Annotated in this window: 21 protein-coding genes; 5 read left to right on the top strand and 16 right to left on the bottom strand. The window is 64.7% G+C overall.

The window, feature by feature from the left end:
- Positions 1-23 precede the first annotated feature (23 nt).
- Entirely contained in the window at positions 24-1184 is a 1161-nt protein-coding gene (locus FBZ93_RS38460; protein WP_146992855.1) for a DUF2652 domain-containing protein, read from the bottom strand.
- Between the two features lie 257 nt (positions 1185-1441).
- Between FBZ93_RS38460 and FBZ93_RS38455 the strand changes: the two genes are divergently transcribed.
- On the top strand, positions 1442-1843 hold the full coding sequence (locus FBZ93_RS38455) for a hypothetical protein (RefSeq protein WP_146992853.1): 402 nt from the start codon (positions 1442-1444) through the stop codon (positions 1841-1843).
- Positions 1844-1861: 18 nt separating this feature from the next.
- On the opposite strand, the gene FBZ93_RS38450 is transcribed toward FBZ93_RS38455, so the two are convergent.
- Positions 1862-2710 (bottom strand): alpha/beta fold hydrolase, encoded by an 849-nt coding sequence (locus tag FBZ93_RS38450; protein WP_146992851.1) that lies wholly within the window; start codon positions 2708-2710, stop codon positions 1862-1864.
- Complete coding sequence (locus tag FBZ93_RS38445) at positions 2707-3075, bottom strand: hypothetical protein (protein ID WP_246667825.1); 369 nt, start codon at positions 3073-3075, stop codon at positions 2707-2709. Before FBZ93_RS38445 ends, FBZ93_RS38450 begins: the two co-directional genes overlap by 4 nt.
- Before the next feature lie 508 nt (positions 3076-3583).
- Between FBZ93_RS38445 and FBZ93_RS38440 the strand changes: the two genes are divergently transcribed.
- On the top strand, positions 3584-3835 hold the full coding sequence (locus FBZ93_RS38440) for a hypothetical protein (protein WP_146992848.1): 252 nt from the start codon (positions 3584-3586) through the stop codon (positions 3833-3835).
- 61 nt (positions 3836-3896) lie between these two features.
- Here FBZ93_RS38440 and FBZ93_RS38435 read toward each other — a convergent pair whose 3' ends face one another.
- The 4 genes from FBZ93_RS38435 to FBZ93_RS38420 all read right to left on the bottom strand — a co-directional run bounded on the left by FBZ93_RS38435 (position 3897) and on the right by FBZ93_RS38420 (position 6500).
- Positions 3897-4136, bottom strand: coding sequence for a DUF6719 family protein (locus FBZ93_RS38435; protein ID WP_074127235.1), 240 nt, complete (start codon positions 4134-4136; stop codon positions 3897-3899).
- Positions 4137-4421: 285 nt separating this feature from the next.
- Positions 4422-5141, bottom strand: coding sequence for an outer membrane protein (locus FBZ93_RS38430; protein WP_050420957.1), 720 nt, complete (start codon positions 5139-5141; stop codon positions 4422-4424).
- A gap of 331 nt (positions 5142-5472) precedes the next feature.
- Positions 5473-5913: a hypothetical protein gene (locus FBZ93_RS38425; RefSeq protein ID WP_246667824.1), complete on the bottom strand. Its 441-nt coding sequence runs from the start codon at positions 5911-5913 to the stop codon at positions 5473-5475.
- 251 nt (positions 5914-6164) lie between these two features.
- Positions 6165-6500: a His-rich protein BRANT gene (locus FBZ93_RS38420; protein ID WP_167529430.1), complete on the bottom strand. Its 336-nt coding sequence runs from the start codon at positions 6498-6500 to the stop codon at positions 6165-6167.
- Positions 6501-6784: 284 nt separating this feature from the next.
- On the opposite strand from FBZ93_RS38420, the gene FBZ93_RS38415 reads away from it, so the two are divergent.
- Positions 6785-7330, top strand: coding sequence for a tetratricopeptide repeat protein (locus tag FBZ93_RS38415; protein WP_146992844.1), 546 nt, complete (start codon positions 6785-6787; stop codon positions 7328-7330).
- A 98-nt stretch (positions 7331-7428) separates the two neighbouring features.
- On the opposite strand, the gene FBZ93_RS38410 is transcribed toward FBZ93_RS38415, so the two are convergent.
- The gene (locus tag FBZ93_RS38410) at positions 7429-7707 is read right to left on the bottom strand and encodes a hypothetical protein (RefSeq protein ID WP_146992842.1); all 279 of its coding nucleotides are present in this window, start codon (positions 7705-7707) and stop codon (positions 7429-7431) included.
- A gap of 169 nt (positions 7708-7876) precedes the next feature.
- Between FBZ93_RS38410 and FBZ93_RS38405 the strand changes: the two genes are divergently transcribed.
- Positions 7877-8101, top strand: a complete 225-nt coding sequence (locus tag FBZ93_RS38405; protein ID WP_146992840.1) for a GDCCVxC domain-containing (seleno)protein — start codon at positions 7877-7879, stop codon at positions 8099-8101.
- 60 nt (positions 8102-8161) lie between these two features.
- Here FBZ93_RS38405 and FBZ93_RS38400 read toward each other — a convergent pair whose 3' ends face one another.
- The 8 genes from FBZ93_RS38400 to FBZ93_RS38365 form a co-directional block, all read right to left on the bottom strand.
- Positions 8162-8464 carry a copper-binding protein gene (locus FBZ93_RS38400; RefSeq protein ID WP_146992838.1) on the bottom strand — a complete coding sequence of 101 codons (303 nt, stop codon included), beginning with the start codon at positions 8462-8464 and terminating at the stop codon, positions 8162-8164.
- A gap of 29 nt (positions 8465-8493) precedes the next feature.
- Positions 8494-8967 carry a cupredoxin family protein gene (locus tag FBZ93_RS38395; RefSeq protein WP_146992836.1) on the bottom strand — a complete coding sequence of 158 codons (474 nt, stop codon included), beginning with the start codon at positions 8965-8967 and terminating at the stop codon, positions 8494-8496.
- A gap of 23 nt (positions 8968-8990) precedes the next feature.
- Positions 8991-12158 carry an efflux RND transporter permease subunit gene (locus tag FBZ93_RS38390; RefSeq protein WP_146992834.1) on the bottom strand — a complete coding sequence of 1056 codons (3168 nt, stop codon included), beginning with the start codon at positions 12156-12158 and terminating at the stop codon, positions 8991-8993.
- A complete protein-coding gene (locus FBZ93_RS38385; protein WP_146992832.1) occupies positions 12155-13603 on the bottom strand; it encodes an efflux RND transporter periplasmic adaptor subunit in 1449 nt (482 codons plus the stop codon). Before FBZ93_RS38385 ends, FBZ93_RS38390 begins: the two co-directional genes overlap by 4 nt.
- A gap of 11 nt (positions 13604-13614) precedes the next feature.
- The gene (locus FBZ93_RS38380) at positions 13615-14016 is read right to left on the bottom strand and encodes a FixH family protein (protein WP_076858493.1); all 402 of its coding nucleotides are present in this window, start codon (positions 14014-14016) and stop codon (positions 13615-13617) included.
- 102 nt (positions 14017-14118) lie between these two features.
- Positions 14119-14553: a hypothetical protein gene (locus tag FBZ93_RS38375; RefSeq protein WP_146992831.1), complete on the bottom strand. Its 435-nt coding sequence runs from the start codon at positions 14551-14553 to the stop codon at positions 14119-14121.
- Positions 14554-14630: 77 nt separating this feature from the next.
- Positions 14631-16808 carry a xanthine dehydrogenase family protein molybdopterin-binding subunit gene (locus FBZ93_RS38370; RefSeq protein ID WP_146992829.1) on the bottom strand — a complete coding sequence of 726 codons (2178 nt, stop codon included), beginning with the start codon at positions 16806-16808 and terminating at the stop codon, positions 14631-14633.
- Positions 16805-17272 carry a (2Fe-2S)-binding protein gene (locus tag FBZ93_RS38365; RefSeq protein ID WP_146992827.1) on the bottom strand — a complete coding sequence of 156 codons (468 nt, stop codon included), beginning with the start codon at positions 17270-17272 and terminating at the stop codon, positions 16805-16807. Before FBZ93_RS38365 ends, FBZ93_RS38370 begins: the two co-directional genes overlap by 4 nt.
- A gap of 201 nt (positions 17273-17473) precedes the next feature.
- Here FBZ93_RS38365 and FBZ93_RS38360 point away from each other — a divergent pair, with 201 nt between their 5' ends.
- Positions 17474-18337 (top strand): LysR substrate-binding domain-containing protein, encoded by an 864-nt coding sequence (locus tag FBZ93_RS38360; RefSeq protein ID WP_246667822.1) that lies wholly within the window; start codon positions 17474-17476, stop codon positions 18335-18337.
- Positions 18338-18512: the final 175 nt, after the last annotated feature.

Here is an 18512-nt window from a genome sequence, read left to right as displayed (position 1 = left end):
ACCTCCGAACCGACTACTGGACTTCATCCCCGCGGGCCGGATTTCACCGGCTCGGTCAGGAAGCGCCCGCTCGAGGGCGCCGGCGCCGGCTCTTCCATGGCGTCGACGCCGGGCTGCCTGCCTTCCACCATCGACCGCAGGCCAGCCATCGCCTGGGTCATGCGTTCGGCGAATTTGGCCGCGGCGCCATCGAGAAATGCTTTGTCCTTCGGTTTCGGCTTGGCGATCCGCAGCTCGAAACGGGACGTTCCGTCCGGACCGTCCAGAACTGCCCGGGTCATGATGATGCGCGGCGCGCCGGGCACCGGCAGCGTGATGCCGACCGTGAAGTAATCGACCGGACGCCAGTCGAGCGTCTCCTCGACGTTGGTATGGTTGCCGTGCGCACAATGATTTTTGGTGCCGACACCGCGTCGCCCCTTGCCTGACTCCTCGACGATATCGTCGGCGTCCCACCATTTCCGCCACTGCCCGGGCACGGTGATGAACTCCCACACGGTCTGCCGCGGCGCGGCGATATCGAACTCGAGGATCGCGTAGGCGTCTTCGCGCGTCACCTCCATCCGCGTTTGCGCGTCATCGTGTTGCCACGCCGCTTCGAGATCGCGGACCCACAGCGTCACATCGCCGATGATGTCGATGGTTTCCTGATGCGGCACGAGACCTTGCGCCACCGGATCGACGCCCATGGCGCGGATCGCCGCATCGCTGTAGAGCGCGTAGGCGCGTCCGCCGACCTTCTCGCCAACCGCATTCTTGAGCAGCCGGTGGACCAGGATGACATCGCGCCCGGCGAGCTCTTCCCTGCCGCCCATCTTCTGCTTCACCATCTCGCCGTGATGGATGACGAATTTGAAATCGAGATCGCCCATCGCGACGCAGGCCCTGCACTCGCACGTCGAGGCCTGGCGAACGTCGCGCAAGCGCCGGCGGAACTTGAAATAGGCGCCCTCGATCGCATCCTGCAGCAGCGAGCCGTCGATTGTCTCGGCGGTGGTGTAGACGAACGCAGCGTCGCCCTCGAACTTGGCGAGGCGAAATGGCGGGCGCAGCCCCTTCACCACCACATCCATGAAATCGGCGATGATATCCTGTGCATGGTCGAGTTCGACCGCGGCGAGGAAATTGGTGTAGCCGGAAATATCGGCAATCGCGAAATATGCCGCTTCAGCTTTCGGAAGCATCAAAACCTCCACCGCAACCGGTTCACGCCATACGCGTGGATGCGCAGTTGTCATATCCCGCCGCGCGGTCGAGAGCCACGATTATCGTTGCTTTCCGATGCCGGACGCGCTGGATTCCAGTCTCGAACAGGCCTGTCCCGGCGAGCCTGTCAAGATCACGGCGCAGCGCTTCAAGGCTGATCCGGCTGGCTTGCCGGCGATGCTCTGCCCAACGGGTTCACCCGATCGCCTGAGCGACACACAGAGGGGAAACAAACATGAAGTTCGCTTCTGCCGCCGCATTGGCAGTTGTTGGCTGCCTTGTCGGCTTCAATTCCGCAAACGCGCAAGGAGCCGCCATGAAAACGACGCCGACGACAAAAATTCTCGCGATCGGGACCATCAATCCCGGTTTTGAGCAATCGCAGGTGCGTGCTGTCCTGCCGGAGGAAGTTCGCGAAACCGTCGAGCTCTACCTCGATGGCAAGATCGAGCAGTGGTACTCGCTCCAAGGAAAGCCGGGCGTGGCCTTCATCATCAACGTCACCGATCCGGCCGTCGCGCACGAGATGCTCGAAAAGCTGCCTCTGGGCAAAGCCCATATGATGAGCTTCGAACTGATCCCGATTGGCCCGCTCAACCCGCTTCGCTTTTTGCAGGGTATGCAGCCGAAACCATGAATAGGCGGCGCCAGCGCTCTAGCGCCCGCCGATCTTCTCCAGCACCGGCAGCAGATGCTTTGCGAACTCACCGGGATTTTCGCTCATCGGGAAATGTCCGAGGCCTTTCATGATGGTGGCCTCGCTGCCGGCAATGCTGCCGGCCACTGCCAGCGTCTCCGCCGGCGTGCAGGAATAATCGTACTCGCCTGACAACAGGAACAGCGGGCAGCGCCTGGTGTCGATCTCGGCGACGCGGGCGCGGATGTCGCCGTCGATCTTGTAGAAATAGAGGTCGCCCTTGAACACGCCGGGCCCGCTCTGCATGTAGTGCCACAGCGTCTCCCACCTCTCGCTGTCGGGCGCGTCGGGCCCGACGAGGCCGGAGACGATCGCGGCCGCGACCTCGCCGCCGTGCACATCGGGCCGATGCAGGAAATTCAGGTCGTAATAGGGATCGACATGCGCGCCGGCCTGCAGGCCGATGATGGCGCGGAAGCGTTCGGGATGCTCGAGCGCGAGGTGCAGCGCGATCCGGCCGCCGATCGAGCAGCCGATCACGATCGGCTTGTCGAGGTCGAGCGCATCCATCACGGCGAGGATCATCGCCGTGTATTGCGTCGAGGTGAGCTGGTACTCCTCGTCGTGCCAGCCTTGCGGCGGCGACGACTTGCCGTGCCAGGGCATGTCGAAGGCGATGACCCGATGATTGCGCGTCACGCGCGGATCGTTCATCAGGCTGCGGTATTGCCGCCCGTCGGCGCCCGCGGTGTGCAGGCAGAGCAGCGGCGTGCCCTCGCCCGCCTCCTCGACATAGACACGGTGCGCCCGGCCGGACAGTTCGAGTTGCATGTAGCGGCCGATGATCGGTTCGAATTTGGCGCTCATGCGGCGGCTCCCTCGCGGCGCAGCTTGCCGAGCGCTTCCTTGAAGTAGCGCAGGTTCGCCATGAAGATCTGCAGCTCGCCCTCGGCCTTCAACACGCGGCGCTTGATCAGCGCCATCAGGTCGTTCGAGCCGGGCGGCGGCCTCAGCTTGCAGAACCTGTCCCACTCCTCGTCCGAGGTACGCAGCGCGAACGACCAGGACGGCATCACGAACGGCCCCTTGGTCACCGCGACGATCCGGCCCTCATGGATCGCGATCAGCCAGGCGGTCTTGCCGATCTCGAGCAGGAATGTCGTGGTGAGATAGTGGCCGCGCCGCACCAGGCCGGCGTCGCCGTTGACCCGTTCCTTCAGCATCTCGATCATGTCTGCTCCACCCCGCTTAGCGGCCCGTCCGCGCAGACCGCAGCGGGCACACGTTCTGCCGGCAATGATGGAAGGAACGGCCGAACCGTCAATCGCTACGGGCGTTGAGGGACCACGGCGTTTTCGCTGGGTGCACCGTCCGGCAAGACCGGCAACCGGTCCGCGTGAAGGGGAAGCTAGAGCCAGGACCAGACCAGCGCCATGTTCGCGGCGCAGGCCGCGAGCAGCGCAACCGCAAGCGCAAGCTGCACGCGTTCGTAGGGGGGCTGGTGGATCGCTCTCATGGGCCGGAGCATCCGGCGATTCTACCCGGAGAGTCCCGGGGATTCTTTTTTCCGGGGTTTACGCCCCGTTAAGGACTCAAGGCCCTCCGATGAAAGGGCCGAAATGACTCGCATTTTCAGATGCTTGCTGCATATCCGAGCTCACGGTTCCGTGATTGGAACGGGTGGTCCGCCCCGAAACCCGGGACGGCCACTGGCGTTGTCGCTGATTGGGGGAACGACACATGCCGTACGCGCTGTTCTATCAGGACGCCAAGCTGAGCAAGGCGTATCCGACCGAGGCTGACGTCTGGAAGCTGGCCCGGAAGTCGGGCCTGGTGGTGGATGCCGTCACCGAGGAGGAGACGTCTTCGCCGCGCCCGGTGCTGGACAATGACTACGAGATCCGGCCCTGCCAGCTCGAGCCGAACGAGGACCCGGTCAAGAACAAGGCCGATGCCGATCGGGAAGCGCGGCAGGAGCCGCGGCTGAACTAAGGATGGCGGATCGCCCGGTGCGCATGGGCGGACCGGTGCTGGTGCGATGGTCGCGTTGTCCCTACGGCGTCGCGGTTGCCAGCGAGGCCTGTTCGGCGGCGAGCGACACGCAAATCTTCCGCCGGTGCAGGCCCCGGATCGCGCCCGTCACCTTGAGCACCTTGCCGGCCGAGCAGGACGAGTCCTGCACGAACACGACCTCGTAAGGCGCAAGCGCCAAGGGTTCGGATTTGAGGATGGTCTGGGCAAAGCACGGCACGGAGACCGCAGAGAGGATCAGCCCTAACGCAAAGCTACGCATGTTTGTTTGTCCACCAGCCCGGCGATCGCATAATAACGGATCACGATGAAAGTTCCGTGCAATGCAGGAATTATTTTTTGCATTGCACGATCAGGCGTGAACAGGGGCTGAATGGAGCATGATCCGGAAAAGTGCGAAGCGGTTTTCCGAAAAGATCATGCTTAAACAACGAGCTGAAGCACAATAGCGATGCAGCCCCAGTCTCGCCGCGCGTCCGGCCGCGTGGGGCAACAAAAAAGGCCGACCCGAAGGCCGGCCTTTGATCTCGCTGCAACCAAACCGCGATCAGTAGCGGGAGCCCACCGGACCGCCCCAGCCGAAGCGGTAGTTGACCCCGACCTTGACGGTATGCTCGTCGTTCCGGAAGCTTGTGCCGACGAGGTCGGCCGGGCCGCTGGTGAAGTTGGTCTTGCCGAAATTGTAGTACTGGTATTCGGCCTTCGCCGACCAGTTCGGGGCGAACATGTATTCGAGGCCGGCACCGACCGTGTAGCCGTCCTTGTGGCCGCCATCGGTGGTGAAGGCCGCCGGCACGCCGCCGACCGTCGCCGAGATGTTGTTGTTGTCGCGCCAGGCATAACCGCCCTTGGCGTAGAGCAGCGCCGGACCCCAGGTGTAGCCAAGGCGGCCGGTCACCGAGCCGAGCTGGTCGGTGTTCCCGGTCACCAGCGTCCCGCCCGGGAGCAGCACGCCATTGTTGTTCGAGGAGCTCGGCAACCAGGAGTACTGCGCCTCGACGCCCATCACCCAGTTGGGCGCGAACTGATAGTCGAAGCCGCCCTGCACGCCACCCATGAAGCGCGCGTCGCTGCCCATCAGGTTGGTGCCGTCGGTGAACGCACCGCCGACATGGCCGCCGATATAGAAACCGGTCCAGTTGTAGACGAGCGCCGGTGCGGTATAGGGCGGCGGGGCCTTGGTATAGGTGCGAGCCGGCATGTCAGCCGCAAATGCCGGGCCCGCAAGGGCGGCCAGCGCGACTGTGCCGAGCAAAAACTTCTTCATTTCTGATCCCCGTTACTAACGCTGCGCTGTTAAGCCAAACAACGTGACCCCAATTAGGTTGCTTTGGGGCAATGCCGGACCCGTGATGTTTCTGAGCTGTAACGGGGTCGCAACACGCCCGTTTGTTCCTTGGCACAGAAGGTTTTTTCACCGGTTAAGCAGCCGTATTTCGGCTGTATGTAAGTCGCAAACGGCTAAGGTGAAGTTCAGCGCTCCCCGAAAAGTGATCGGAGTTCGCTAACGTTTCGATCAGGGCTGCGACGGGCCGCCGCGCCGCATAGGGCGGGCATGATCTTTTCGGAAAACCGCTTCGCACTTTTCCGAATCATGCCTAGCGCGCCATTTTCTCCAGATCCGGAAAAGCCGCGTAGGACGCGCCGGCGCAGGGCTCGGCGGCGTTGTCGAGGATGCGGTCGAGCCGGCCGTCGACGAACATGACGCCGCGCTCCCGCGCCGGGCGGTAATTGCCGTCGGTATCCTTGGCGCTGTAGCGCAGGCAGACCACGTAGCGCAGCCGGCCGCCGATCGTGCGCTGCACCGGCTCGGCGATCCCGGCCTCGCGAACCCCGACCGGGTTGTTCAGATAGGTCCGCATGAAGGCCACGATCTGCTCGCGGTAGCGGTCCGGAAACGGCTGGTTGGCGACGCCGCGATCATCGGTGAACGTGGTCGAACCGCCGCCGTCATCGCTGGTGAGACAGCCGGCGAGCGGCAGCGCGAGCAGCAGGATCGCCGCCAGTTGTGATGAAGTCCGCAAAGTCAGCTGTTTCATGTTGCCCCGGTCGCGTCTCATAAACCGCCGGCTGGCAGAAGGGAATTCGCAACTGGGTTATTTCCGCGCCAGGCGGCGATCGAAAGCCCAAACGCACTCCGGCCCGCCGCCATTGGGGAAGCAATGGACGGACGGGCCGGTTCTGCATCCCTGCGCAAAGGCTTTGCCTTTGTCGCGGAGGGCGTAGCGGGGCAATGTGGAGCGAACTACGCCCCCAGGATCAGATTCGAGATCAGTTCAGCCGTGCTCGATCAGCCGCGCTTGGCCGGCACGACGTGCTTGGTCGCGACCTTGGCGTGAACGTGCTTGGTCGCATGCTTCGGCGACTTCACCTTCAGCATGCCCATGTGCTTGTGGTGGCCGTGATGGCGATAGTGCTTGTGGTGCATCTTCGCGTTGGCGTTGCGCACCTTCGAGGGCAACTGCTCGCTCTTGATGACCGGGGCGGCCTTGGTCGCCGGGGCAGTCGTCGCCGGGGCGGTGGTGGTCGCCGGCGCGGGGGTTGCGGTCTTGCCGGTTTCGGCGGCGAGCGCGGGCGCTGCGATCACGGACACGGCGAGCAGCGCGGCGGAAATCGTCTTCAACATGGTGGTCCTCCTCTTCGGGATCGAGAGGTCTCCGGCCGGATGGTCGGCCTCACCGATCAATGCACGTGACCTTAGGAGCCGCGCACTGAACCCGTTCTGAAGGACATGGACGGAATTCATTCATGTGAATGACATCTTGGTCATGTTGCCCGCCCGTGCCGGTCGCAAAGCCTCACGCAATCGTGGGATCGGCCGGGAATGTTCTGCACCCTTGGGTGTTCAAGTCAGCAGGCTTGGGTGTAGGATTACCGAGCACGATCAGGAACGATCAGGAGCAACCAGGAATGAGCAAGACGACGAAGTTTCTAGGCCTCGCAGTGCTCTCGATGACGCTCGCCGCCGGGCCGGTCATCTCGGCCTACGCCGCAGGCGGCGACAATCCCTCGCCGCCGGCGTCCGACAGCGGCAGCAAGAGCAAGAAGGCGAAGAAGGACAAGAGCTCCGCGATCGACGATCAGAAGTTCCTGGCCGGCTACCACGCTGCCTATGCCACGATCTACGACAAGCACGACTATACCGCCGCGATCGAGCAGCTGAAGGCGCTCGGCCAGGACGACCGTGCCGACGTCGCCAATTTGATCGGCTACTCCTATCGCAAGCTCGGCGACTACAAGGTCTCGCAGATCTGGTACGAGCGCGCGCTGAAGGCTGATCCGACCCATGTGCGCACCTGGCAGTATTACGGCCTCTGGCAGGTCGAACAGGGCAACCGCGATCAGGCGCAGTACCATTTGAACCGCATCGCCCAGCTTGCCGGCACCAACAGCGATGAATATCGCTCGCTCGCCGCGGCGCTGGAGAAGCCCCCGGGCACGGGCCTGGTTTACTGAGCGGGCCTGCCGTCCAATAAAAGCCGGCGTGGTCGCAACGACCGCGCCGGCTTTTTGCTACGCATAGGAATAAGTGAGAGCCAACTCGCCTTGGCCTGTTACGGGTAGTGCTCGAGGCGCCGGTCGGGCTTTTTCGGATGGCCCGCGCCGACCGTGTTGCCATCGGCGCTCTCCCCCGGCTTGGCCGGGTGCGCCGCCTTCTCGATCGGCGGGCCGCTGTCGCCGGTCTTCTTGCTGGTGTTCAGCGCCTGGCCGGTGGTGGTCACATTGGCGGCCTGCCCGGCCCCCGCCGAGCCGGCCGACGGACCGGAGCTCTGCGCCAACACGGTTCCCGACAGCACCAATGCCACCATCAGTATTGCCGCGTTGACTGTCATGGAGGGGGCCTTCTGCACACGAATGATGCACAGCAACGCGCCAGGGCCGATCGCGTTCCAATGCCGCCGATCGCCGACGCGGTAGAGTTAACATCATCGACGGCAGCCGCTTCCGCCGGCGGGCTTTCGGGTCCTTGTGGTAGCCGAACGCAGAGCTTACGAAGGCAACATGCAACTCGTCTCCACCCTGACCTGCCCGGCTTGCGGCTTCGCCAAGGCCGAGACCATGCCGACCGACGCCTGCCAGTTCTTCTACGACTGCGCGGGCTGTGGCACCCGCCTCAAGCCGAAGGCCGGCGATTGCTGCGTGTTCTGCTCCTACGGCTCGGTGCCCTGCCCTCCGGTCCAGGCGGACGGAAAATGCTGCGGCGACGCCGCATGCGGCGGCCAGTGAGGACCTGATCATGCGGTTTGATCGACCGGCATGGCGCACGCCGCGACGCCGGCGATCGTCTCACTTCGCCTTCTGGATCGCCGTGACGGTGTAGCCGCCGTCGCCCTCCTGGGCTTCGAACCTGACCTTGTCGCCGACCTTCACCTGCTTGAGCAGCGCGGGATCCTTGACCCGGTAGATCATCGTCATCGGCTGCTCCATGCCGAGGCTCTTGGCCGGCCCATGCTTGAGCGTGATCTTGCCCGCGCTCTCGTCGATCTTCTTGACCTCGCCGTTGATATCAGCCGCCTGCGCGAACGCCGCGCCAAATGTCAGCGCCAAGGCGAGCGTGACCGCGCCTGCCGTCGTGGTGATCCCTTTCATCGTCGTTGTCCCTTCATTCGTCGTTGATTTCACTTCACGATGACGCGGCCGGTCATCCCATAGTCGCGGTGATCGGGGATCAGACAGGAATACTCGAACGTTCCGGGCTTGGTGAACTTCCAGACGATCTCGGCGCTTTTCTTCGGCGCCAGACGGACGCCGTTCGGATCGTCATGCTCCATGTGCGGATGCTTCTTCATGACTTCGGCGTGCCTGAGATTTTCCTCGGTGGTGGCAAGCAGGAATTCATGATCCTCGGTGCCGGCATTCCTGATCACGAAGCGGACCTGTTCGCCGCGCTTGACCTCGATGCGGAACGGCGTGAACTCCATCTCCTTCATCTCGACCTCGACGGTGCGCGACGGCTTGCTGGGATCGCCGGGCTCGCCGGCCGAATAGGATTGGTGCCCGTGCTTGTCGTGCGCGCGCGACGGGAGAGCCGCCGCCGACAGCGCAACGAGCGCGATGCAGGTTCTGGTGAAATTCTTCATTGGATTCTCCATTTCAAAGAATGCGTTTGTCCCAGTCACAACTGCGCCTGCCGGCGGGCGGCGGTTGCACCGATCTCCCGTTCCGGCACCTTCGCCCTGATCTCGATGCCCTTCACGATGGCGAAGATCGCGGGGATCACGATCAGCGTCAGCAAGGTCGAAGAAATCATGCCACCGATCATCGGCACTGCGATGCGTTGCATGATCTCGGAGCCGGTACCGGTGCTCCACATGATCGGCAGCAGCCCGGCCATGATCGCGACGACAGTCATCATCTTGGGCCGGACGCGCTCGACTGCGCCCTCGATGATCGCGCGATGCAAATCGTCGCGGCCGACCGTCCGCCGTTCGGCGGCACAGCGCGCTTTCGCCTCGTCCAGCGCGTGGTTGAGATAGATCAGCATCACGACGCCGGTCTCGGCGGCGACGCCGGCCAGCGCGATGAAGCCGACCGCGACCGCAACCGACAGGTTGAAGCCGAGCGCCCACATCAGCCAGAGCCCGCCGACCAGCGCGAACGGCAGCGACAGCATCACGATCATGGTCTCCGCCACCGAGCGGAAGTTGAGGTAGAGCAGCAGGAAGATGATCGAGAGCGTCACCGGCACCACGATCCTGAGCCGCGCCGCGGCGCGCTCGAGATATTCGTATTGGCCGCTCCAGACCAGATAGGCGCCCGGCGGAAACGCCACGCTCGCCTGCACCGCGCGCTGCGCATCCGCGACGTAGCCGCCGAGATCGCGCTCGCGGATGTCGACATAGATGTAGGTCGCGAGCTGCCCGTTCTCGGTCCGGATCGAGCTCGGCCCGCGCGCCGGCACGACATTGGCGACCTCGCCGAGCGGCACCGCGCCGCCAGCCGGCATCGCCACCAGGATGTCGCTGGCGATCGCGCTGGGATTGTCGCGCAAATCGCGCGGATAACGCATGTTGACGGCGAAGCGCTGCCGCCCCTCCACCGTCGTCGTCACGCTCTGGCCGCCGAGCGCGGTCGCGATCGTGTCCTGCACGTCCTGCACCGCAATGCCATAACGCGCGAGCGCCTCTCGGTTCGGCGTGATCTCCAGATAGTAGCCGCCGAGGCTGCGCTCGGCATAGGCCGACGAGGTCCCCGGCACGGTCTTGAGCACCTGCTCGACCTGCCGCGCGAGCTTGTCGATCACGGCGAGATCGGGACCGATCACCTTGACCCCGACCGGGGTGCGGATGCCGGTCGAGAGCATGTCGATGCGCGCCTTGATCGGCATCGTCCAGGCGTTGGAGACGCCGGGGAATTGCAGCGCCTTGTCCATCTCGGCGATCAGGCCGTCGAGGCTGACGCCCTTGCGCCATTCTTGCTTCGGCTTGAGGTTGACGACGGTCTCGAACATCTCCGACGGCGCCGGATCGGTCGCGGTGGCGGCGCGGCCGGCCTTGCCATAGACCGAGGCGACCTCCGGAAAGCTCTTGATAATGCGGTTCTGGGTCTGCATCAGTTCGGATGCCTTGGTCACCGAGATGCCCGGCAGCGTGGTCGGCATATAGAGCAGCGTGCCCTCGTTGAGATCGGGCATGAACTCGGTGCCGAGCTGCCGCGCCGGCCAGACCGTCACGGCGAGCACACCGAGCGCCAGCAGGATCACCAACGTCTTGGCCCGCAATACTCCGTTGATGACCGGACGGTAGATCCAGATCAGGAATCGGTTGATCGGATTCTTGTGCTCGGGAATGATCCTGCCGCGGACGAAGATCACCATCAGCGCCGGCACCAGCGTCACCGACAGCAACGCCGCCGCCGCCATCGCGAATGTCTTGGTGAAGGCGAGCGGCGAGAACAGCCGGCCCTCCTGCGATTCCAGCGTGAAGATCGGCATGAACGACACGGTGATGATCAGCAGGCTGAAGAACAGCGCCGGCCCCACTTCGGCCGCAGCCTCGATCAGGATCGCGACCCGCGACTGGCCGGGCTTGGCGCGCTCGAGATGCTTGTGCGCGTTCTCGATCATCACGATCGCCGCATCGATCATGGCGCCGATCGCGATCGCGATGCCGCCAAGGCTCATGATGTTGGAGCCGATCCCGAAAAACTTCATGGCGCCGAACGCCATCAGCACGCCGACCGGCAGCATCAGGATCGCAACCAGCGCGCTGCGCACATGCAGCAGGAACACGATACAGACCAGCGCGACCACGACGCTCTCCTCGAACAGCGTGCGCTTCAATGTTTCGATCGCCGCATAGATCAGGTTGGAGCGGTCATAGACCGGCACGATCTCGACCGATTTCGGCAGGCTGGTCGCGATCTCCCTGAACCGCTTCTTGACGTTCTCGATCACGTCGAGCGCGTTCATGCCGAAGCGCTGCAGCACGATGCCGCTGGCCACCTCGCCCTCGCCGTTCAGCTCGGCGATGCCGCGCCGCTCGTCGGGGCCGAGCTCGACGCGGGCGACGTCGCGCAGCAGCACCGGCGTGCCGTTGTCGGTCTTCAGCACGACATTGCCGAGGTCGTTGATGTCCCTGAGATAGCCCTTGCCGCGGATTACGTATTCGAATTCGGAGAGCTCGACGGTGCGGCCGCCGACATCGGCATTGCTGGCGCGGATCGCATCGCGCATCCGCTGCATGGTGATGCCGCGGTCGCGCATCCGCTGCGGATCGAGGATCACGTTGTACTGTTTGACGAAGCCGCCGACGCTCGCGACCTCGGCAACGCCTTCGGCCTTGGCCAGCGCGAATTTCAGATTCCAGTCCTGAATGGTGCGCGTGTCGGCGAGGTTCAGCTGCTTCGACATCACCGCATATTGGTAGACCCAGCCGACGCCGGTCGCGTCGGGACCGATGGTCGGTGACACGCCGGCCGGCAACCGCGACGTCGCGCTGTTGAGGAATTCGAGCACGCGCGAGCGCGCCCAGTAGATATCGGTGCCGTCCTCGAAGATGACGTAGACGAAAGAGACGCCGAAGAACGAGAAGCCGCGCACGACCTTCGATTTCGGCACCGTCAGCATCGCCGTGGTCAGGGGATAGGTGACCTGGTCCTCGATCACCTGCGGTGCTTGGCCCGGATATTCGGTGTAGACGATGACCTGGGTATCGGAGAGATCGGGGATCGCATCGAGCGGCAGATGCAGCAGCGCGTAGAGACCCGCGGCCGCCGCGAAGCCGGTGCCGAACAGCACCAGCAGCAGATTGCGCGCCGACCAGGCAATCACACGGGCAATCATGGCTTGCCTCCGTCCATCATCTCGCTTCCGCCCGCCGCCTGTTTCTCGCCGGCCTCGGCAAAGCCCTTGATCGCCGCCTTCAGATTGCTCTCGGCGTCGATCAGGAAGGTCGCCGATGTCACCACCGCATCGCCCTCCGCGATCCCGTCGCGGATTTCGACATAGCCGTCGCCGCGCCGCCCGAGCTTGACCTCGCGCGGCTCGAACCGTCCGTTGCCCCGGTCGAGCAGCACGGTCTGCCGGCTACCGGTGTCGAGGATGGAGTTGTCGGCCACGGACAGCACCGGCGCCGCGCTGCCGGTGTCGATCTCGGCGTCGACATACATGTCGGGCAGCAGCGCGAGGTCGGCATTCGCCAGGTCGATCCGCACCCGCGCGGTGCGCGTCTCCTTGTTGACCTGCGGATAGATCATGCTGATCTGGCCTGCGAAATTGCGGCCGGGATAGCTGCGCGCCCGCACCGTGACCGTCTGCCCGACCACGATGTTGCCGAGGTCGCGCTCGGCGACGTCGACCAGCGCCCACACCACCGAGACGTCGGCGATCCGGAACAACACGTCGCCCGGCTGCGCGCGCATGCCCTCGATCGCGGCCCGCTGCAGCACGATGCCGTCGCGCGGCGACGACCACGGAATGGCGATCGGAACGGTGCGGTTCTTCTCCATGTCGACGATGACGGCCTCGGGGACGTCGAGATTGGTCAGCCGCTGCTTGGAGCCTCGCCCGTAGGGCTCGATGCCCGCGGTCGCCTTCGACGTGATGGTCGCGACATATTCGGCCGCGGCGGACGATATCGCCGGGCTATAGACCTCCATCAGCGGCTGCCCTTTTGTCACCCGGCTGCCGGTCGTGACGTCGGCGACCTTCTGCACATAGCTCTCGGCGCGCATTGCGATGACGGAGACGCGGCGTTCGTCGAGCTGGATCGTGCCGGGCGCGCGGACCAGGGTGCGGATGCGGCGCATCTGCGCGGCTTCGGACTTGACGCCGCTGCGCTGGATCTTGCCGGGTGACAGCGTGATCGAACCGTCGTCGCTCTCGTCGCCGTCATAGACGGGAATGTAATCCATCCCCATCGAGTCCTTCTTCGGCACCGGCGAGGTGTCGGCAAGCCCCATCGGGTTGCGATAATATTTGACTCTGCGCTCGCTGTTCGCTGCCGCGGACTTCGCGTTCGCCGGCTGTTCGGGCTCGCCGGATTGCGCATCGCCCTCCGGGAACACCGGCAGATAGTCGCGCCCGTCGGGCGTCTGCTTCGGCGTCGCCGAGTAGAGCGGCTTGCCGTCGGGATCGCGGTAATAGATCGGCGCAGTCGTCTCCGCCGCCTGCGCGGCGGAGACGATGGCAGCGGTCACCGGCCGCGGCGGCAGGCCGCGGGCGGTCCATGCGACGCCTGCCGCTGCGGCGATCGCAGCAGCAGCGCCGGCCCATCTCAAGGGCCACATTGCTCGGCGGCTCATTGCTCGGCCGTGACGACGAGCTTGTTCTCGACCGAGCCGGTCTCGCCCTGCACCTTGGCGCCGAGCGACAACTGCCAGCGGCCGGCCATGCCGAAGGTCGCCTTGAACCGGTAGGTGCCGGGCTCGGCGCCCGGCATCGGCGTCACCTTGGTGGCCATCTCCTGCATGCCGTCCGGCGCCATGTCGAGCCGGGTCGAGAAGATGATCGCGTCGGAGACGGATTTTCCGGTGCTCTTGTCGACCAGCCGCACCGTCACGATACGGTCGGCCCCGGCCTTGACGGTCGGCTGCACCAGCTGGAACTCGTAGTTCTTGATCTCGGCGTGGGCGGGCGCGTGGGCCAGGGCAACGCCGATCAACGCGGCCGCAGCGGCGCGCGCGAGGTGGAAAGACTTCATGGGTATGATTCCTCGATACGTCTGATGAACCGCGTGAGCGGCATGCGGCGACACGCGCGCTATTAGGCGCACGCGTCAGCGATCAGGCGCTTTGAGCGCCTGTCAGGCGTTGATTCGAGGCGGATGATCCGGAGGCTTGGCGCCAAGCCCGTCGAGAAGACGGTCGTCGCCTGCCGCAAAGGCGTTTTGCAACGGCTGACGCGCGATGAGCGACATCGCGCCGCCGGGCGCCGGCAGCGAAACGCTGAGCATGCACAGCGCAAGGAACGGACAATCGTCGCACCCCTTGCTCTTGGTCTGGTCCGGACAGCACGGCATGTTGTCCGCCATCGCCTGCCCCGACATGGCTTCGTCAGACATGGCCATGTCGGACATTGCGTGGTCCGACATAGCCTGATGGTCAGACATCGTCGCCTGCATCGTGGCGGCCGACGCATCCGGCATCATGCGGGCAAACGCCGGCGCCACGGGCGCGAGCAACAGCCCGGCCGCGACGAACAGCAGAATCCAGAGATTGACGAGCCGCCTCACATGCATGCCCGCTTGTCGCACGGATCAGCGGAACCTGCAAATCCGTGCGACTTCACGATCGCGCCAGTGGCGCCGCTGCCGCCTCACGCCTGCTTCAACACCGCCGGATCGACTGGCATCTTGCGCAGCCGCTTACCGGTCGCCGCGAAGATCGCATTGCTGATCGCGGGCACGATTCCCGATGTCCCGGTCTCGCCCATCCCGCCGGGTGGCTCGGTGCTCGGTACGATATGGACCTCGATCGCCGGGGCCTGATCGATGCGCAGCATCTGGTAGCTGTCGAAATTGGTCTGCTCGACGCGACCGTCCTTCAGGGTGATCTCGCCATAGAGCGCGGCGGTGACGCCGAAATTGATGCCGCTCTGCAGCTGCGCCTGCACCGTATCGGGATTGACCACAGTGCCGCAGTCCATCGCGCAGACCACGCGATGGACGCGGACCCAACCGTCCTTGGCGACCTCGACCTCGGCAATCTGCGCAAGATAGCTGCCGAACACGAACTGCAGCGACACGCCGCGTCCGCGCCCGGCCGACAGCTTGCCGCCCCAGCCGGCCTTGCTGGCCGCAAGCTCGAGCGCCGCCTTGGCGCGCGGCGACTTGCCGAGCAACGCCTTGCGATACTCGACCGGGTCCTGTTTAGCGGCCGCCGCCATCTCGTCGATCATGCTTTCGGCGACGAACACATTGTGCGAGGGCCCGACGCTGCGCCAGAACGCGGTCGGAATGCCTGGTGGTTCGACCCGGACATATTCGACGTGGAAGTTCGGGATGTCGTAGACGAGATCGATCGCGCCCTCGGTCGTATCGGGGTCGAGACCATTGCGGAACGCCGGCGGCGCCCAGCGCGCGATGACCGACGAACCGGCAAAGCGATTGTTCCAGGCAACCGGCTTGCCGGATGCATCGAGTCCCACCGATATCCGATCGAACCAGTACGGCCGGTACATGTCGTGCTGGATGTCCTCCTCGCGGGTCCACACCACCTTGACCGGCGCATCGACCTGCTTGGCAATTTGCACGGCGCGGATCACTCCATCGACCTCGAGCCTGCGGCCGAATCCGCCGCCGAGCAAATGATTGTGTACCACCACCTTCTCCGGCGGCAGATTCAGTATCTTCGCGGCCACCGCCTGCACACGCGAGAGCGCCTGATTGCCCACCCAGATCTCGCAACCATCGGGACGCACATGCACGGTGCAGTTCATCGGCTCCATCGTCGCATGGGCGAGGAACGGCAGCTGATAGGTCGCCTCGACCTTGGTTGCTGCGCCCGCCATCGCCTTGTCGGTGTCGCCGACGTTCTGCGCGACGGCGCCCGGCTTGGTGGTGGCGGCTTCGAGCTCGCGCGCGATATCGGCCGTGGCGAGCTTGGCATGGCCTCCCTCGTCCCACTCGATCGTGAGCGCCGCGAGACCCTTCTTCGCTGCTCCCATGTGATCGGCCACCACGGCAACGGCGTCATCGAGCGTCACGATCTGGCGGACGCCCTTGACTGCCTTTGCCGCCGCATCATCCACGCGCTTCACCCGCCCGCCGAACACCGGCGACTGCGCCAGCGTCGCGACCTTCACTCCGGGCGGCCGCGCGTCGATGCCATAGACCGCTGTGCCGTTGACCTTCGATGGCGTATCGAGCCGCTTGGCCGGCGTGCCGATCAGCTTGAAATCGGCCGGGCTCTTCAGCGTCACGTTCTCCGGCACCGGCATCTGCGCGGCATCGGCCGCGAGCTCGCCATAACCCAGCTTGCGTCCCGAGGCGGCATGAAGCACCTCGCCGTTCTCGGCGCGGCACGACGCGGGCTCGACGTTCCAACGCTTCGCCGCGGCAGCGACCAGCATCGCCTTCGCAGTGGCGCCGGCCTTCCGCATCGGCTGCCAGGCGCCGCGCATCGCGTTCGAATTGCCGGTGGCCTGCACGCCGAGCAGCGGGTTGGCGTAGAGCTTGTCGCTCGGCGGCGCGTGCTCGAGCTGCACCTGCTTCAGGCCGATCTCAAGCTCCTCGGCGATCAGCATCGGGATCGAGGTGTAGGTGCCCTGCCCCATCTCCACATAGGGCATGGTCAGCACCACCTTGCCGTCGGCACCGATCCGGATGAAGGCATTCGGCGCAAAATCAGCGGAAGGCGCGGCCTCGCTTTCGCGGCCTGCGAACGGCAGGCTCACGCTGAGCAGCAGGCCGCCGCCTGCGATGGCGCCGGCGCGGAGGAAGTTGCGCCGCGACAGATCGGCGGCGCGCTCAGACAGATTGTCGATCAGCGTCATGGCTCAACCTCCGACTGCGCGGCTTGCTTGATGGCTTCGCGGATGCGGACATAGGTCCCGCAGCGGCAGATGTTGCCCGACATCGCCTCGTCGATATCGGCGTCGGTCGGCTTCGACTTGCTTGCGAGCAACGCGGCAGCGGACATGATCTGCCCGGACTGGCAGTAGCCGCATTGCGGCACCTCATGCGCGAGCCAGGCGTCCTGGATCTTCTTGCCAGCCGGCGTCGTGCCGACCGCCTCGATGGTCGTGATCTTGGAATCGCCGATGCTGTCGATCGTCGTGATGCAGGAGCGCACCGCGGTGTCGTCGAGATGCACCGTGCAGGCGCCGCACAGCGCCATGCCGCAGCCGAATTTGGTGCCGGTCATGCCGAGCACGTCGCGCAGCACCCACAGCAGCGGCGTATCGCCGTCGGCATCGACCGAATGACTGGTCCCGTTGATCGTGATCTGGAAAGGCATCCTGACACTCCTGTCCTGGTTCGAGCCCTCGCGCGGACCGCGCCCCTCCGGGCACGACCGGCCAAATTCCAAAGCAATCGCACGCGTCCTCGCGCCGATTGCCAACTCATGGTAATAAATAGAAATACAACGCCCTATAAGCGGCGCTTTGATCCACAGTGAAATAACCATTGGTTTATAATAATGGACCGATTGACCAGCATGTCCGTGTTCGCCCGCGTCGCCGATCTCGGCTCGTTCACCGCGGCGGCCAAGGAGCTGCGAATGTCGCCGACCATGATCGGCAAGCATATCCGTTTTCTCGAAGACCGGCTCGGCTCGCAATTGATCAACCGCTCGACACGGCGTCAGGGCCTCACCGAGCTCGGCCGCAGCTATCTCGATCACTGCAAGCACCTGCTGGTCGAGGCCGAGGCCGGCGATGCGCTGGTCGAGGAAGCCCTGAGCGCACCGCGCGGCAAGCTCCGCGTTGCGACGTCGGTCGCCTTCGGGTCGTACAGCCTGGCGCCCGCGCTGGTCCGCTTCAGGAAGAGATATCCTGAGGTCTCGGTCGACCTCGTCCTCAGCGACAAGATGGCCGACCTGCTCGAGGAAGGGCTGGATGCCGCGATCCGGGTCGGCACGTTGACCGACTCCAGCATGATGTCGCGCTCGCTGTCGCCCTACACCGGCGTGGTTTGCGCCGCGCCGAGCTATCTCGCCGAACGCGGCACGCCGACCCATCCAAGGGACCTCGTCCACCATGAATGCCTGCGCTACCCCGGCTGGTCGGACGCGCGGCGATGGAGCTTCTTCGGGCCGGAGGGTGAAGTGCATGTCGATGTCGAGAGCCGCCTGACCATCAACAACGCGTTCGGCATCCGCTATGCGGCGCTCGCCGGCGCCGGCATCGTGCTGATGCGCGACGAACTGCTCGCCGACGATATCGCCGCGGGCCGGCTTCAGGTCCTGCTGCCGAACTACACGACGCAAGCCCGCGCACGCCAGATCCTGTGGCCGAGGAATCGCAAGATGACCCCGAAGCTTCGCGCCCTGATCGACTTCATCGTGGAAACGTATGGGTGAGGCAAATTGACCCCGCGCGCAACGCCGCGGCCTCTCGGCTCAAGCACAAATGCCTCTGGAATACTGGATCACCCGCATGCTGTTTAGACCGGACAGATCACGGACAGGTGTTCGGGGACATAGCTGACACATCACAATTGGCTGGATTGGTCGATTCGGGAGGCCGTCCATGCCG

It is taken from the genome of Bradyrhizobium macuxiense, from assembly GCF_007993935.1.
Classification (GTDB): Bacteria; Pseudomonadota; Alphaproteobacteria; order Rhizobiales; family Xanthobacteraceae; genus Bradyrhizobium; species Bradyrhizobium macuxiense_A.
The sequence above is the reverse complement of the archived record's forward strand: the minus strand, read 5'-3'. Positions and strand labels throughout refer to the sequence as shown.